This window comes from Methylosinus sp. Sm6 (genome assembly GCF_019802345.1).
Lineage (GTDB): Bacteria > Pseudomonadota > Alphaproteobacteria > Rhizobiales > Beijerinckiaceae > Methylosinus.
This window is the reverse complement of record NZ_JAINDZ010000006.1, coordinates 149961-164887: the sequence shown is the minus strand read 5'-3', so window position 1 is coordinate 164887 and position 14927 is coordinate 149961. Positions and strand designations below refer to the sequence as shown.

Here is a 14927-nt window from a genome sequence, read left to right as displayed (position 1 = left end):
CGAGTCGCCAAACTCAGGACCGGATTAGAATCAATGTCATGCGCTTGTACAACCAATTTTTGTGCCGGACAGCCGTGGGACAAGCCCGGCCATGACGGCGCTGCGCATTCCAAGATGTGTGCATGCGGTAGCCCGCGAAGCGGGGGAGGGCTGGGGAGGGAGCGTCGAGCGCCCTTCATTTCATTGACGCAAGTCACTGGCTCGAACGAGCGACCGACGATGTTGGGCTGCAGCAATATCTACGCGTCGACGAGCTTGCGCATCGACTATTTCTGGAACGACGAGAACGAGCGCCGAAAGCTCGCTTTCGTGTTCAGCGGGCGCGGCAATCGCATCCTCGGCGGCAACAGCTTCGGCGGCGATTTCCTTCTGCTCGAGGGCTATGATGTGATCGCCTTCAAATCGAGCGCCGACGACTGGTTTCAGGAGACCCCCTTCGACATATTCGCGAGAATCGACGCGCTCTGCGTCGAAAAGGGATACGAGTCGCGGGTCTCCATGGGCAACTCCATGGGCGCCTACGCAGCGATCGCCTTCTCGAAGCTGCTGAAGCTCGACATCGTCGTCGCCTATTCGCCGCAATACAGCGTGGCCCCGTCGTTCGACGCGCGGTTCCGAGCCGATCCCGCGATCGGCTGGCGCTATGTCATCGCCGCCGACTCCTTGGCCCGCTCCTGCAAGTTCGTCATCGTCTATGACGATCGCGATCCCGATCGCCTGCACGCGCAAGCGCTCAAAGCGATCATGCCGCCGCAGAATTTCGAGGAGCTGATCCTCCCCTACTGCGGACATGGAGCAACGCTCTATCTGCATGAGATCGGCCGTCTGAAGGAGACGACGCTGCGCCTCCTGCGCGGCGAGCGCCCGAGCGTGCGGGAGCTGCGACGAGAACGGCGGCGCTCCAGCCAATATCTCATCGTCCTGACCACGCATTTGACGCACCGCCGAAAATTCCGCGCGCTGGCCGGCGTCGCGCAAATCTCCAATCATCGTCTGCGGGAGCATATTCACGCCGCCATACGGCTCGAGGCCGTCGCCGGGCAGCATCGTCTTCTCGTGGAGCGGCTCACGCGCCCCGGTCCGCTGACGGCCTTCGCCTTGGCCAGCGGCTTCTATCCCGTAGCGAAGCTGTTCGAACGGCTGGAGATTGCGCGGCTGAAGCGTCTCGGCTTCGACGAGACGTTCTATGTGCGCAAGAATACCGACGTTCTGCAGTTTCGGGGAGGCCCGCTGCTGCATTTCGTCCGTCACGGCCGGAGCGAGGGCCGGCTGATCCAGTTTCGTGGCTGAGAATGGTGGGGGAAGTAGGACTCGAACCTACGAAGGCATAGCCAGCGGATTTACAGTCCGCCCCCTTTGCCGCTCGGGACATTCCCCCAGCGCGCGGCCCTTTCGAGGAAAGGCCTGACGAGCAGGGCGCATATGGGGAAATTGCCTTCCCGCTGTCAACCCGAAAAAAGCCTCGGCCATGGCGGGCGCGGTCAGCGCGCGCCCCCCGCGAGCAGCCGCGCATAGACGTCGAGCGTCGCGGCGCACATGCGCTCGATGGAGAAATGCGCCTGCACATGGCGCCGCGCCCGCGCCGTCAATGCGTCGCGCTCGGAGGGCCGCAGCTCGAGCGCCGCCCGGATCGCCTGCGCCAGGGCGGCGGCGTCGCCGGCCGGCACGCGCCAGCCGGTCGCCTCCCGCGCCGGCGCCTGAGGCGGAGCGAGCACGGTCTCGAGTGCGGCGCCGATATCGGACACGATCACCGGGGCGCCCAGCGCCTGCGCCTCGACGGCGACGCGGCCGAACGCCTCGGGCGTCGTGGACGGAGCCACGGCGACGGCGGCGGCGAGATAGGCGGCCGGCATGTCGCTCCAATAGCCCGGCGTCAGCACCACATCGGCGAGCTCGGCGCGGGCGATCTGAGCCGCGAGGCTTTGGCGGAAGCCGGCGTTGGGCGCATCGCCGACGCAGACGAAGCGCACATCGGCGAGGCCTTCCGCGACGAGGCGCCTGGCCGCCTCGATCAGCACGAGATGCCCCTTGCGCGCGGCGAGCCGCGCCGGCAGCAGCGCCACCCGCTGATGCGGAGCCACCCCCCAGGCGGCCCGCGCCCGCTCGACCCGCTGAGGCTCGACCGCTGCCGGAGAGAAGGCGCGCAGATCGATGCCGCGGGCGATCACGACCACGCGCTCCGCGGCGGCCGGATAGAGCTCGGCGATATGACTCGCGGTGAACTGCGAATTGGCGATCACCGCGTCGCCCGCCGCCATGATCGAATTATAGCGCTGCTTGATCGCCGAGGTCCCGCCGTAGACGCTGTGATAGGTCGTGACGAAGCGCGCCCCCATGCGCCGTGCGGCGTAATAGGCGATCCAGGCGCAGGCGCGCGAGCGGGCGTGGACGATGTCGACGCCCTCCTCGCGCAGGATGCGGGCGAGGCGTGCGGAATTCAGCGCCATTGCGAGCGGATTTTTGGTCGCGGCGGGAAAGGGCAGCCAGACGCCGCCCTTGGCCTGCAGCTCGCTCACCATGCGCCCCCCTGTCGTGGCGACGAGCGCGCGCGCGCCGGCCTCGTGCAGCGCCTGCGCAATGTCGATCGCGGCGCGCTCGGCTCCGCCCGATTGCAGATCGGGGACGATCTGCAGCACGGTTCGGCCGGCGAGGGCGCGGCTGCTCGAGGGGAAGGCGTCGATATCCTGTAGCATGCGGCGTCCGAGCTGGATAAACGAGAAGATCGGCGCGGAAAAGGCGGGCTTCACTCCGTCTTCGACCGAAAATTGGGCCATGAGCAAGGCGCGCGGCGAATCTTCCGGAATGGACAGGTTCGAGGCGCAGGGCGGAAAGGAGCGGGCCGTGGAGGGCGAAGAGGACGAATCGCGCTTCGTGGACGTCGTCCCCGCCGCTGGCGGCGCGCCGCGGCGCATCGCCTTTCGGCGGCGCTCCGCGCAGGGCGCGGGGGCGCTGCGGCCGGGGGTCGTCTTTCTCGGCGGCTTCGCCTCCGACATGTGCGGCTCGAAGGCCTCGTTTCTCGACGAATGGGCGCAGCGCGAAGGGCGCGGCCTGCTGCGCTTCGATTATTCGGGCCATGGCGAATCGAGCGGCCGTTTCGAGGACGGGACGATCGGCTCTTGGCTCGAGGACAGCCTCGCTGTCTTCGACGCCGCGACCGTGGGGCCGCAAATTCTGGTCGGAACCTCGATGGGCGGGTGGATCGCCCTGCTGCTGACGCAAAGACTCGTCGCGAGCGGGCGGCGCCCGCACGCCCTCGTGCTGATCGCCCCCGCCGTGGATTTTACGGAGGAGCTGCTGTGGAAATCCGCCGATGCGCAGGCGCGGCAGGCCATTCTCGAGCGGGGCGTCTGGCCGCGGCCATCGCGCTATGCGCCGGAGCCGACGCCGATCACCCGCGCGCTGATCGAGGAGGGGCGCGCCCATCTGCTGATGCGCGGCCTCATCCGCACCCATGCCCCGGTGCATATTCTGCAAGGGATGCAGGACGAGGATGTCCCTTATGCGCATGCGCTGCGCCTCGTCGATCGCCTGTCCGCCGATCCGGTGACGCTGTCGCTGATCGTCGACGGCGATCACCGACTGTCACGGCCGCAGGACCTCGACCATCTCGTCGCCACGCTGGAAGCGCTCGGCTGACGCCGGTCGAAACGGCCCGCCTTCCCGATTGACGAGAGCGCCGCTGGCGCGCTATCGCCCGCGCCACTCATTCTCTCGTCGAGCGCCCGATGTTTTTCATTCTCTCGAAGATCGCCGCCTTTTTCATCTCTCCCTCGAACGCCGTCGTCTTCCTGATGTCGATCGGAGTCGCTCTGCTGTTCACGCGCTATGCGAAGATGGGGCGGAGGCTGACGACGCTCGGCCTCCTCGCCTTGCTGATCATGGCGCTCTCGCCGCTCAGCGACCTGCTGATGACCACGCTGGAAAATCGTTTCCCGCAGCCGCCCGAGGATGGCCCGGCGCCCGATGGGATCATTGTGCTCGGCGGGGCGATAGACGAGACCGTCACCCATGCGCGCGGACGCGCCGCCTTGAACGAGGCGGGCGAGCGCCTCGTCGCTTTCGCCGCGCTCGCGCGCCGCTATCCGCAGGCGCGGCTCGTCTTCACCGGCGGCTCGGCGTCGCTGACGGGCGCGAGCCATACGGAGGCGGAGGCCGCGGAAATGTTCTTTCGCGAGATCGGGCTCGATCCGGCCCGCGTGATCTATGAGAACCGCTCGCGCAACACATGGGAAAACGCGCTGTTCACGCGCGAATTGGTGAAGCCCGCGCCGTCCGAGCGCTGGCTGCTCGTCACCTCGGCGTCGCATATGCCGCGCTCCATGGGCATATTCCGCCGCGTCGGCTTTCCGGCGACTGCCTTTCCCGTGGATTTTCGGACGACGGGGAACTCGGGCTGGAACTCGCGGCCCGATCGGCACATCGCCGGGGCGCTCGAATTGTTCGACGTGGCCATGCACGAATGGATCGGCCTCGCCGTCTATCATTGGACCGGCAAGACCGACGCTCTTTTCCCCGCGCCCTGATCAGTCGCGCGGCGGCTTCTTGGCGCGGCTGGGACCCGGCGCGTCGACGGCGCGTCCGGACGGCGAGGCCGCCGACCAGGAGCCGTGCTTCATCTCGAGGAAGAGAGCGATGGCCTGGGCGCGATTGCGCACCTCGAGCTTCTCGAACAAGTTCCGCAGATGGAATTTGATCGTGTTGATCGAGACGCCGAAATCCTTGGCGAGCTGATTATTGGTGTGGCCGGAGCCGAGCGCGGAGAGCAAGCTGCGCTCGCGCAGCGTCAAATTCTCCAGCGGATCGGCGCGCATCTTGCGGATGTCGACGAAAGGAAACACCATATCGCCGGCGGCGACCGAGGCCAGCACGTCGAGCAGACGCTCCGGCGGGGCGCGCTTGCTGACGAAGCCGGCGCCGCCCAGCTGCAGCGTCTCGGCCGGGGCGGCGGGATCATTGGTGCCGCTGTATACGACGATCTTGGGCGCGGACGGCTGGCGCGAGAGGGCGCGCAGCACCTCGCGCGCATGCAGCGTCGGCAATTGCCAGCCGATGATGGCGATCTGAAACTGCTGGAGCTTGGCGGCGTCCAGGAACTCCTCGCCGTCCGTCATCTTCAGCACGAGGTTGAAGCGGCGGTCGGCGGCGAGCAGCGCCTCGAGGCCGGCGAGAATGAGCGGGCTCTTGTCGGCGATGGCGACGTCGATCGGAAAGGCGCCGCTCGCCTCGCCACGATCCGCCCCTTCGGACGGGCCGTCCGCCGCCTTTTGTCGCGGGGCGGGTCTCGGACCGTCGACGCTCGATTGGGCGGCGGAGCCGCCATGACCGGCGACTCGCGTTCTTTCATCTCCGAGCTTTGTCGAAGACGTCGAGGCCATGGACCACTCCAAAGAAAGCGCTGCGCCAGCAGACGGGAACACTCTCGGACGAGCGCGAGCGGCCCGCCGCCGAGCCCGAGGGCGAGACTTCGAATATATATGTTGTGATTCAGGTTGGAAAGCCTCGGCTGCCGACCGAGCAGGGGAATCGGGTGCAAGGGAATCGAGTGGAAGGAGAAATCCCCGACCCTCGTCCCGAGGAGCCGCCGCAGGCCGCGTCTCGAAGGACGGCCATGGGCCGAAATCACGGGCGTCTCGCCGTGGCCGTCCTTCGAGACGCCCGCTTCGCGGGACTCCTCGGGACGAGGGTGACAGGTCTATTCGCCTTCACCCGACCGCCCTGGCCGACTGAAGGGGCGGGAGACGCGCCGCCCGAAAGCCGACGCGGCGCATCGGCCGTCGCCGATACGCCGCGCAGATGCATAAAACTCGATGCCGCCGATCAGTCGCTGAGGACCCAACGAGCGGCGAAATAAGCCGCGGCGCCAATGGCGATGATCGCAACCATGCCGACCGGGGTCGCCGCATAGCTCGTCAACTCGAGAATAGCTCCCATAACGCTTCCTCCTCCTGTCTCGCCCGAGATTGGTCGGGCCGCCAGCCGCGCTACGATATCACTGATGACATACCGAGTCTTGCCGTCACCCGCGAATCGTTCGGTGGATGTCGTCGCCCCCTCGCGCGGACGACCCGAACGGCTGAGGCGCTCCGGCGTTCGACCTCGGCCTCGCCCTGCGCGTCGACGCGCCGGTTCGAAGCCCAATGTCGGACGAGCCGATCGGCGCCGCGATCCACGGTCGCGGCGCGACGTGGGCATTATTGTAGGCGCCCAGGCTTGTCAAGAAGCGAGCGGCCGCGCAACGGCCGCCTCCGCCTACCGCAAGAGCCTGTTTTCCCGGCCGGCGCGGTCGCGCAATGAGGCGATGCTGGCGCGATCGAGAATGAGAGCGATCGATTCGCGAACGTCGAGCATGATGTCGCGGATCGCGCAGGCGTCCTCGTCGGGACAATCGGCGCAGCGCTGATAGGCGGTCTTGCTGGCGCAGGCGATGGGGGCGAGCGGACCGTCGAGGATGCGGATGATCTGCCCGACCGTGATCTTCTCCGCTGGCCGGGCCAGCAGATAGCCGCCGTTTTTCCCCTTCTTGCTGTTGAGAACGCCGGCGTTCCTCAGCTCCACCAGAATGGCGTCGAGGAATTTGCGCGGGATGTTGTTGTCTCGCGCTATGTCCCCGGCCAAGCACTGGCCCTCGGCTCGCGCCAGATGGATGAGCGCCTTCAAACCATATTTGGCTTTGTTCGACAGCATGACGGAAAACGATTCTCCTCCGCGGCCCCGGAGCCGTGCAGATCCTTCTCTCAATCTAACTCGTTTCGCCGATATTTCCTACCGAGGTTCTGGGGCGCCGGCGCTCTCGGCGAGAAAGGACAAGGCGAATGTCGCCCCGCCGCCGGGCGTGTCCTCGACTTCTATGCGTCCACCGATCGATTCCATCAGCTCCCGCGCGATGGCGAGGCCGAGGCCGGAGCCGCTCGTCTCCTCGCTCTTGCGCCAGAACGGCTCGAAGATGCGCTCGCGATCGGCCGAGGCGACGCCCTCGCCATGATCGGCCACCGTCACGCTCGCGTCCGCGCCGACCCGCACGAGAACGGTTCCGCCCACGGGCTCCGCGCGAAGGGCGTTGTCGACCAGGTTGGAGACGACGCATTCGATCGCCCGCCGATTGCCGCGAACGACGATATCCGCTTCCCCCTCCTCGAAGGCCAGCGAGCGCCCCCGCTGCACGGCGAGAAGAACGAAGCCGGCGACGACGCCGCGAACGGCCTTTGCGAGATCGATGCTCTCGTCGCGCAGCGCCCGATTCTCGGAGAGGCGAATGGTGACGAGCATCTGCTCGACCAGCGTCTGCAGATGGCTCGAATCGTCGAGGAGATCGCTGCGAAGCGGCGAAGCGGCGGCGTTCTCGATGCGGGCGCGCATGACGGCGAGCGGCGTGCGCAGCTCATGCGCGGCGTTGGCGGTGAAGCGGCGCATGCGCGCGGCGCTCGCCGCGACACGGACCAGCGCCGCGTCGATGGCGTCGACGAAGGGGCGGATCTCGGCGGGAACCTGCTCGATGTGGACGCCCCGGCCGACGGAGTCGAGATCGATGCCGCCGACCTCGCGCGCGGCGGCGCGCAGCGGCGCGAGCCCCTTTCGCACCGCGTACCAGGCGGTTCCCACCGAGGCGATCGTCACGAAGACGATGCCGATGACGCCCCACTGCATGTCCTCGAAGAGCTTCCAAAAAAAATCCACCCAGAGAAAGCCCTGCCGGTAGATCGCGACATGACGCCATCCGAACCGCGTCCATCGGCGCTCCAAATAGCCGAGCGGAGTAGATTCGACATCGTCCGGCAGATTGAAATGCAGATGCGCCTGGGTCATCTGGATGACGCGCGTGTCCACCAGCGCCGAGACCAGTTCCGGCGACGAGCCGGGCGCCGGCCGGCGCTTCTGATCGAAAACCGCGAATTTGAGGGCCGGCGTCCGCCGCATCTCCGCGCGCAACGCCGCGTCCGGCTCGATGCGAACCTCGCCCTCCCGGTCGATGACGAGCGAATGCACGACCAGCGTTCCGACGCGGTAGCTCGCCATTTCGTCGAGGGTCATCCGAAAGAACGCGACATTGCCGAGCTCGAACGCGATCTCGACGGCGCCCGCGATCACGAAGGCGGCGAGCTGCGCGACGACGAGATGGCCGATGATGCGCCCGGCCAGGGGACGGTCGCGCGTCACGCCGCGCCCTTCGGCGTGACATCCGCGATCAGATAGCCGAGCCCGCGCGCCAGATGAATCTCGACGCCCGCGTCGAGCTTCGCGAGCCGCGCGCGCAAGCGCGAGACCAGAGCCGTCAGCGCATGCTCCTGGATCGTCGCGTCGAGTCCATAGACATGCGACAGCAGCGCGTCGCGCGAGACGACGCAATTGGCGTTCTGCAGCAGCGCCTCGAGCAGCATCAGCTCGCGGCGCAGCAGCGAGATCGGCCGGCCGGCGACCGACACGCTCCGCTTCTCGACGTCGAAGGACAAGACTCCCATGCGCAGCGAGCGCGCCCGGTCGTCGCCTGCACGCCGCAGATGCGCCCGCACGCGCGCCAGCATTTCGTCGAGGCTGAAGGGCTTGGTGAGATAGTCGTCGGCCCCCGCATCGAGACCCTCGATCCGATCGTCGACGGCGTCGAGCGCGCTCAGCATGAGAATATGAGTCGCGGCTCGCCGCGCGCGGATCTCTCGAATGAGGGACAGGCCGTCGCCATCCGGGAGCCGGCGATCCACCAGAGCGATCGAATAATCGTGCTGCGCGATCGCCGAAGACGCCCTCCCGAGCGTCGTCACATGATCGATCGGCAGCCCGGCCTGCCGGACGCGCCAGGAAATCTCCTTGGCCAGGCCGGGGTGGTCCTCCACCAGCAAGATTCGCATGGGCGCCGCTCCCTGCTCCGCTCGCGCTATCGCTCGGTCGATCTCACGATTACGTCCGAGCATTTGATTCTTTAGTCGAGCGGAGCCGGAACGCAAAGCGGCCGAAATGTGTCCTTTGCGCCACACTCCGCACAGATACGCAGGCGCGTGAGGTTGGCGTGAGGCGCCGCCGCGTCGCTCGGCTAATTTGCTCGCCGAGCAGCGAATTTGGGAGCGACGACGTGCGGGGTCTTGCGCGCCTGCGATGGGACTCGAAAGCGAGGCTTTCGACCCGGATCCTGCGCCGTGTCGCTGTGGCCCTGCTGCTCCTCGTGTCCGGCCTCGGCGGACCGGGCGGCGCGCCGGCGCAGGCCGTCGGGCTCGTCGCCGGTCCCCCAATCGCCCTCGACTGCGCGGCCCATGGCGAGGATCGCGGCCCTGCGCCGCTCGCCCATTGCGCCTACTGCTGCATTCTCTGCGACGGCGCCTGTCCGCTCGGCGCGGCGCGCGATGCGATGGACGCGGCGACGTGGCGCCTCCCGCCCGCTTCCGATGCGCCCGGCGCGCCGCCGGCCGCGAGCGGCGCCGGCGGCCTCGACCGGCGTCCCCCCGGCTGGGCGAGTTCCTGGTCCTCGCAGGCGCCGCCCCGCTTCTCCTGATCGACAATCGAACGCCTGGAGCCGTTCGCCGGCCGGGCCGCTCATTCGCCTTTCGATCACGCGCGTCCCCCGCGCCAGGAGACAATTCATGCATCGCACGACCATTTTGCGCGGCGTCCTCGCCGGCGCCTCGACTCTCGCGCTCACCGCGTCCGCTTCCTTCGCGCAGGAAGCCTTGCCGACGATCGATGTCGGCGCGAGCCGCAATGCGGCGCCGACCCGCAGCGGCCCGAGCGCGCCGAAGGACCCGCCGCAGGGCTATATCGTCCACAACTCCGGCGCCGCGACGAAAACCGACACGCCGCTCATTCAGACCCCCGCCTCGGTCAAGATCATCCCGCGGGCGGTCATCGAGGACCGCAAGGTCACCAATGTCCGCGAGGCGCTCGAATCGGTCAGCGGCGTGCTGACCAATCAGTCCGTCGGCAGCGGAACCGGATTTATCATCCGCGGCTTCAGCGATAGCCGCAAGACCTTCCGCAACGGCCTTATCGCCACCTCGCCCTCCAATTTTCGCAGCGAATTCGACGCGGCCAATGTCGAGCAGATCGAAGTGCTCAAAGGTCCCGCGGCCATGCTCTATGGGCGTTTCGAGCCCGGCGGCCTCATCAATATCGTCACCAAGCGGCCGCTCGACGTCGAGGCGCGCCATACGGTGGAGCAGAGGTTCGGCTCCTTCGACCATTACCGCACCCTGTGGGACAGCACCGGCCGCGTGTTCGACGACGGCTCGGTTCTCTACCGCTTCTCGGGCGGCTATGAGAACTCCGGCTCGTTCCGCGATTTCCAGCACATCGACCGCATGCAGTTCAATCCGAGCGTGACCTTTCGGCTGACGCCCGACACGGATTTCACCGTCGATTTCGAATATTTCAACCAGGACTATCTCGCCGATTACGGCATTCCGGCCTGGGGAACGCGGCCTGCGCCGATTCCGATCAGCCGCTCCTTCGGCGATCCGAACGACAAGACCGACAACATGCACAAATATCACGTCGGTTCGGAGCTCACGCATCGGTTCAATGAGAATTGGACGTTCCGCAACCGCTTCCTGGCGAGCTTCCTCCATACGAAGGACGACTTCCTCAATCCCGCGCCGGCCTTCGGAACAGGGGCGCTGACGGACAGCGGCGTGCTCGCGCGCAATGTCTTCGGCCAGACATCGGACGCCGAAGTCTACACCACCAATCTCGACCTGCTCGGCAATTTCGATCTCTTGAACACCCATCACGAGACGCTCGTCGGCTTCGACTATCTGCGCGCCGAGACCGAATATACGACGTTCGGCCGATACAACACGCCGGACCCGGCATACGCCATCAATATCTTCGCGCCGATCTACGGCGGCGTTCCGCGCTCCGCCTTCGACGCCGCGCCCTATGTCCGGCCCAACCAATCGCGCGATCACAGCGTTCACGTGGAGGATCAGAAAGGCGTCTATTTCCAGGACCACATCACGCTGTTCGACATGCTGCACGTGTTCGGCGGCGGCCGCTACGACTGGTCGGAGGTCGCGCGCGGACGCGGCGACAGCTTCGACGCCGCGCGCACGCAGATCTCCAACGCCAATCCGTCGATCGTTCGCCATGACGAAGCCTTCAGCCCGCGCGTCGGCGTTCTCGTCCAGCCGCTGTCCTGGCTGAGCGTCTATGGAAACTGGACAACCTCCTTCGGCGCCAACAATGGCGTCGACGCCAAGAACAATCCGCAGCCGCCGCAGCAGGCCGAGCAATTCGAGGTCGGCGTGAAGGCGGAGCTTCTCGACCGCCGGCTCACGACGACGCTCGCCTTCTACAATCTGGAGAAGACCAATCTGCTGACGCCGGATTTGTCGACGGCGGATTTGAGCGACTCGATCGCGGTCGGCAAGCAGCGCAGCAAGGGCGTCGAATTCGACGCGATCGGCAAGGTGACCGACAACGTCAGCCTCATGGGCAGCTTCACCTACATGGACGCGCGCGTCGTCGCTGACAATAATTTCGACGCCGAGGGCGTCCCCGTCTATCTCGGCCGACGCCTGCCCAATGTTCCGCGTTACGCGGGAAGCTTCTGGGCCAAATGGGATGTGATCGAGATTCCAGAGCTCGAAGGGCTGAGCCTCGGTTTCGGCGTCTATGTCGTCGGCGCCAGGCAGGGCGATGCGAAGAGCACCTTCCAGCTTCCCGGCTATGCGCGGCTCGACGCGATGGCGGCCTATCGCTTCAATGTCGGCGCGCAAAAGGTGACGGCGCAGATCAACATCCGCAATCTCAACAATGTGCGTTATTTCGAGAATGCGGACCCGGAAGCCAATGTCGATCCGCGCTACGGCATCTATCCCGGCGCGCCCTTGACCGCGATCGGCTCGATCAAGGTCGAGTTCTGAAAATCTCGAGGAAAGCTGCGGCGGCGCGCGATCGCGCGCCACCGCTCTCGCGCGAAACGCTGCAATCTCTTGCTCTCGCGCGCATTCGCCACGCATGCGGTTCGATCGGATTTGATTGAAATCAATCGACGCCTTGCCGCTGCGTTAGTTTGACGCTGCGACCGCGCGCCGGCTCGCCGGCAAGAGCCGACGCGCTCTACCTTCTCCACAAGCCTGGCGCCGAGAAACGCGCACAGGCGACTGGAGAAGCGCCAATGTCCACTTACGGAACCGACGATCCGGTAGTCTTCGTGCTGCTCAGCGAGGCCCTCGTCATCGCGGTCGTCGCGGTCGCGATCGTCGCAACGCTGGCGATCAATGCAGGCGTTCGCGCCTTGAAGCCGAAGCGCTGAGGCGCACCCGCCGGCCGCGCTCGCCGCAGCGGGCGATCCGCCCGCCGCGGCCCGGCGGCGCACGCTCAGCGCAGCCAGACGAATAGAAATCCGACCGCCAGAGCGAGGCCCAAACCGACCAGGACGTTGATCAGGAAGCGGCCTTCGAACTCCTCCATCCCCGTCCTCCTCTTTTTCTTCCCCTCGCGTCAAAGAGACGCATTCCCAATTCTGCATCTGACGCTGAGAATATGATCAGGGCGGCGCATCTCCCAGGGGCCGCCTCGATCCTCCCTGAGCCCGGCGAACAGCCGGGCTTTTTTTCGCCGCCCGCCTGCAAGACTCAGTTGCGGCCATCGGCGTCGGCGCGGGTCTGCTCGGCTTCGAGCAGAGACAAGCGCGCCATTTTGAGGAAATATTCGGCCAAAGGCTCGATCTCGCGCGCTTCCACGATCAGATAGTCGATCATTCCGATCAAGGCGGTCAAGCGATCGAACTCGGCGCCGGCGTTCCCGGTCGGCAACGTCTCTTTCGGCGATTTGCTGCGAATCATGCCCACGGCCCCTCCCGGGCTGGCCGCAGGAGAAAGCAGGGGCGGAGCCCGCCCGCAATCGAAAAATTCGATGCGCGTCGCAAGAACGAGGATCAATGGGCGCGCCGGCGACGCCACTCGACGACTTGGGCGCGGATCCAGTCCGCCTGATCCGGGTAGCGCCGCTCGAGGTCGAGGGCCACCGTCTCGACGCCCTGCGACGCCGTCTCCCATGTTGTTTCGCCTCGTTCGAGCAATTCGTCGGTCTGCTCGAAGATCCGCGCGAGAAGGCGCGCAAGCTCCTGATCGACTGACATGTCGACCCCCTTCGTCGCCGCTGCATCGGCGCTGGGGTCGAGATAGAGCGGAAAATCGGAGGAACCGTTAAAGCATTCATGAAAGATTTACCGCTCGCTCGATCGGCGGGACTCCTCGCCGAGCGCCGGCCTGCGCCCGTCTATTCCCTTTCTGGCGAAGAGCGGCTATCGCTCGCCGCCGAGCTTTCCCCGAGCGAAAGAGACCGCCATGAAGCTGCCCAATCAATTCTATCGCCCGCTCGCCATCGGAGCGCCGGCGCCGCTGCGCGAGCCGCCGGTGAAGGTCGAGCGCATGATCCATTTCGTGCCGCCGCATCTCGAGAAGCTGCGCGCCAAGGTTCCCGAGCTGGCGAAACAAGTCGACGTCGTGCTCGGCAATCTCGAGGACGCCATTCCCTCCGACGCCAAGGAGGCCGCCCGCAAGGGCTTCATCGAGATGGCGAAATCGACCGATTTCGGCCAGGCGGGCCTGTGGACCCGCATCAACGCGCTGAACTCGCCCTGGATTCTCGACGATCTCATCGAGATCGTGGCGGCGGTCGGCAATAAGCTCGACGTGGTGATGCTGCCCAAGGTCGAAGGGCCGTGGGACATTCATTATCTCGACCAGCTGCTCGCGCAGCTCGAAGCGCGCAATAGCGTGACCAAGCCGATCCTCATCCATGCGATCCTGGAGACCGCCGAAGGCGTCAAGAATGTCGACGCCATCGCCGCCGCGAGCCCGCGCATGCATGGCGTCAGCCTCGGCCCGGCCGATCTCGCCGCCTCGCGCGCGATGAAGACCACGCGCGTCGGCGGCGGCCATCCCGATTATCGCGTGATCGCCGACGCCGTCCCCGGCGAGGCCGCGCGCGCGACCTTCCAGCAGGACTTGTGGCACTACACCATCGCCAAGATGGTCGACGCCTGCGCTTCCGCGGGCATCAAGGCGTTCTACGGCCCGTTCGGCGACTTCTCCGATCCGGCGGCCTGCGAGTCGCAGTTCCGCAACGCCTTCCTGCTCGGCTGCGCCGGCGCCTGGTCGCTGCACCCCTCGCAGATCGCGATCGCCAAAAAAGTGTTCTCGCCCGATCCGGCCGAGGTCGCCTTCGCCCGCCGCGTGCTGGAGGCGATGCCGGACGGCGCCGGCGCGGTGATGATCGACGGCCGCATGCAGGACGACGCCACTTGGAAGCAATGCAAGGTGGTCGTCGACCTCGCCCGTCAGGTCGCCGCCAATGACCCGGATTATGCGGCGGTCTACGGTTTCTGACCGGCTCGCGCATCGCATTGCGGCGCGGCTCCCTTCCTGCGCGGGAAGCGCGTCGCGCCGTCTGTCATGTACGCGACAATTGACGGGAGGCGCGCGCCTGCGCTACGAACGCTATCCGGACAGCGTAATAGAGTGGCGTCGATTGTCATGCCGAGAGAGTGTGTCGCCAAATTCGCGATCGGCCAGGTCGTCAAGCACCGCCGCTACCCGTTTCGCGGCGTGATCTACGACGTCGATCCCGAATTCGCCAACACCGAGGAATGGTGGCTCTCCATTCCCGAGGAAGTGCGGCCGCGCAAGGACCAGCCCTTCTATCATCTGTTCGCGGAGAATTCGGAGACGGAATATGTCGCCTATGTCTCCGAGCAAAATCTCGTTCCCGATGAATCGGGCGACCCGGTGCGGCATCCCCAGGTCGACGAGACCTTCGAGCGCGCCGAGGACGGGTACTATCGCGTGAAGTCCGCCAAGCGACACTGAGTCGACGGGGTGATTCAGTCGTTTTGGCAGGGCTGTAAAAAGCGAGCCTGAAGGCTCGCTCTCGAAGCCCATCGACTTCGATGAAGCAGACCTCGTCCAAAGGTCGAAGAAAAAGGCGCAACGCTTCTCCCG

15 protein-coding genes and 1 tRNA gene are annotated in these 14927 nt (G+C 66.2%); 8 read left to right on the top strand and 8 right to left on the bottom strand.

Annotation, left to right across the window (positions count from 1 at the left end; all coding sequences use genetic code 11):
• Positions 1-219: 219 nt before the first annotated feature.
• The gene (locus K3F48_RS06555; protein ID WP_222574616.1) at positions 220-1290 is read left to right on the top strand and encodes a hypothetical protein; all 1071 of its coding nucleotides are present in this window, start codon (positions 220-222) and stop codon (positions 1288-1290) included.
• 3 nt (positions 1291-1293) lie between these two features.
• On the opposite strand, the gene K3F48_RS06550 is transcribed toward K3F48_RS06555, so the two are convergent.
• Positions 1294-1378 (bottom strand) — tRNA-Tyr (locus K3F48_RS06550).
• 103 nt (positions 1379-1481) lie between these two features.
• On the bottom strand, positions 1482-2693 hold the full coding sequence (locus K3F48_RS06545) for a glycosyltransferase family 4 protein (protein WP_222574624.1): 1212 nt from the start codon (positions 2691-2693) through the stop codon (positions 1482-1484).
• A 109-nt stretch (positions 2694-2802) separates the two neighbouring features.
• On the opposite strand from K3F48_RS06545, the gene K3F48_RS06540 reads away from it, so the two are divergent.
• On the top strand, positions 2803-3636 hold the full coding sequence (locus K3F48_RS06540; RefSeq protein ID WP_222574623.1) for an alpha/beta fold hydrolase: 834 nt from the start codon (positions 2803-2805) through the stop codon (positions 3634-3636).
• Between the two features lie 89 nt (positions 3637-3725).
• Positions 3726-4523: a YdcF family protein gene (locus tag K3F48_RS06535; protein ID WP_222574615.1), complete on the top strand. Its 798-nt coding sequence runs from the start codon at positions 3726-3728 to the stop codon at positions 4521-4523.
• On the opposite strand, the gene K3F48_RS06530 is transcribed toward K3F48_RS06535, so the two are convergent.
• The 4 genes from K3F48_RS06530 to K3F48_RS06515 all read right to left on the bottom strand — a co-directional run bounded on the left by K3F48_RS06530 (position 4524) and on the right by K3F48_RS06515 (position 8840).
• On the bottom strand, positions 4524-5375 hold the full coding sequence (locus K3F48_RS06530) for a response regulator transcription factor (RefSeq protein WP_222574614.1): 852 nt from the start codon (positions 5373-5375) through the stop codon (positions 4524-4526).
• 874 nt (positions 5376-6249) lie between these two features.
• The gene (locus K3F48_RS06525; protein WP_222574613.1) at positions 6250-6684 is read right to left on the bottom strand and encodes an Rrf2 family transcriptional regulator; all 435 of its coding nucleotides are present in this window, start codon (positions 6682-6684) and stop codon (positions 6250-6252) included.
• Between the two features lie 78 nt (positions 6685-6762).
• Positions 6763-8154 carry a HAMP domain-containing sensor histidine kinase gene (locus K3F48_RS06520; RefSeq protein ID WP_222574612.1) on the bottom strand — a complete coding sequence of 464 codons (1392 nt, stop codon included), beginning with the start codon at positions 8152-8154 and terminating at the stop codon, positions 6763-6765.
• On the bottom strand, positions 8151-8840 hold the full coding sequence (locus K3F48_RS06515) for a response regulator transcription factor (protein ID WP_222574611.1): 690 nt from the start codon (positions 8838-8840) through the stop codon (positions 8151-8153). Before K3F48_RS06515 ends, K3F48_RS06520 begins: the two co-directional genes overlap by 4 nt.
• A 293-nt stretch (positions 8841-9133) precedes the next feature.
• Between K3F48_RS06515 and K3F48_RS06510 the strand changes: the two genes are divergently transcribed.
• From K3F48_RS06510 to K3F48_RS06500, 3 genes are all read left to right on the top strand, one after another.
• Complete coding sequence (locus tag K3F48_RS06510) at positions 9134-9478, top strand: hypothetical protein (RefSeq protein ID WP_222574610.1); 345 nt, start codon at positions 9134-9136, stop codon at positions 9476-9478.
• Positions 9479-9566: 88 nt separating this feature from the next.
• Positions 9567-11843, top strand: coding sequence for a TonB-dependent siderophore receptor (locus K3F48_RS06505; protein WP_222574609.1), 2277 nt, complete (start codon positions 9567-9569; stop codon positions 11841-11843).
• A gap of 254 nt (positions 11844-12097) precedes the next feature.
• Complete coding sequence (locus K3F48_RS06500) at positions 12098-12235, top strand: hypothetical protein (protein WP_222574608.1); 138 nt, start codon at positions 12098-12100, stop codon at positions 12233-12235.
• A gap of 322 nt (positions 12236-12557) precedes the next feature.
• On the opposite strand, the gene K3F48_RS06495 is transcribed toward K3F48_RS06500, so the two are convergent.
• Together K3F48_RS06495 and K3F48_RS06490 are read right to left on the bottom strand one after the other, a co-directional pair.
• Positions 12558-12767, bottom strand: coding sequence for a hypothetical protein (locus K3F48_RS06495; RefSeq protein WP_222574607.1), 210 nt, complete (start codon positions 12765-12767; stop codon positions 12558-12560).
• Positions 12768-12859: 92 nt separating this feature from the next.
• Positions 12860-13063 carry a hypothetical protein gene (locus K3F48_RS06490; RefSeq protein WP_222574606.1) on the bottom strand — a complete coding sequence of 68 codons (204 nt, stop codon included), beginning with the start codon at positions 13061-13063 and terminating at the stop codon, positions 12860-12862.
• Between the two features lie 208 nt (positions 13064-13271).
• Between K3F48_RS06490 and K3F48_RS06485 the strand changes: the two genes are divergently transcribed.
• Both K3F48_RS06485 and hspQ read left to right on the top strand, forming a co-directional pair.
• Positions 13272-14315 carry a CoA ester lyase gene (locus tag K3F48_RS06485; RefSeq protein ID WP_222574605.1) on the top strand — a complete coding sequence of 348 codons (1044 nt, stop codon included), beginning with the start codon at positions 13272-13274 and terminating at the stop codon, positions 14313-14315.
• Between the two features lie 147 nt (positions 14316-14462).
• Positions 14463-14795 (top strand): heat shock protein HspQ, encoded by a 333-nt coding sequence (hspQ, locus tag K3F48_RS06480; protein ID WP_003611655.1) that lies wholly within the window; start codon positions 14463-14465, stop codon positions 14793-14795.
• Positions 14796-14927: the final 132 nt, after the last annotated feature.

Coding starts and splice junctions, on each gene's coding strand:
- K3F48_RS06555 (WP_222574616.1), top strand. CDS start 220: ATGTTGGGCTGCAGCAATATCTACGCGTCGACGAGCTTGCGCATCGAC.
- K3F48_RS06545 (WP_222574624.1), bottom strand. CDS start 2,693: ATGCTACAGGATATCGACGCCTTCCCCTCGAGCAGCCGCGCCCTCGCC.
- K3F48_RS06540 (WP_222574623.1), top strand. CDS start 2,803: ATGGACAGGTTCGAGGCGCAGGGCGGAAAGGAGCGGGCCGTGGAGGGC.
- K3F48_RS06535 (WP_222574615.1), top strand. CDS start 3,726: ATGTTTTTCATTCTCTCGAAGATCGCCGCCTTTTTCATCTCTCCCTCG.
- K3F48_RS06530 (WP_222574614.1), bottom strand. CDS start 5,375: ATGGCCTCGACGTCTTCGACAAAGCTCGGAGATGAAAGAACGCGAGTC.
- K3F48_RS06525 (WP_222574613.1), bottom strand. CDS start 6,684: ATGCTGTCGAACAAAGCCAAATATGGTTTGAAGGCGCTCATCCATCTG.
- K3F48_RS06515 (WP_222574611.1), bottom strand. CDS start 8,840: ATGCGAATCTTGCTGGTGGAGGACCACCCCGGCCTGGCCAAGGAGATT.
- K3F48_RS06505 (WP_222574609.1), top strand. CDS start 9,567: ATGCATCGCACGACCATTTTGCGCGGCGTCCTCGCCGGCGCCTCGACT.
- K3F48_RS06500 (WP_222574608.1), top strand. CDS start 12,098: ATGTCCACTTACGGAACCGACGATCCGGTAGTCTTCGTGCTGCTCAGC.
- K3F48_RS06495 (WP_222574607.1), bottom strand. CDS start 12,767: ATGATTCGCAGCAAATCGCCGAAAGAGACGTTGCCGACCGGGAACGCC.
- K3F48_RS06490 (WP_222574606.1), bottom strand. CDS start 13,063: ATGTCAGTCGATCAGGAGCTTGCGCGCCTTCTCGCGCGGATCTTCGAG.
- K3F48_RS06485 (WP_222574605.1), top strand. CDS start 13,272: ATGAAGCTGCCCAATCAATTCTATCGCCCGCTCGCCATCGGAGCGCCG.
- hspQ (WP_003611655.1), top strand. CDS start 14,463: ATGCCGAGAGAGTGTGTCGCCAAATTCGCGATCGGCCAGGTCGTCAAG.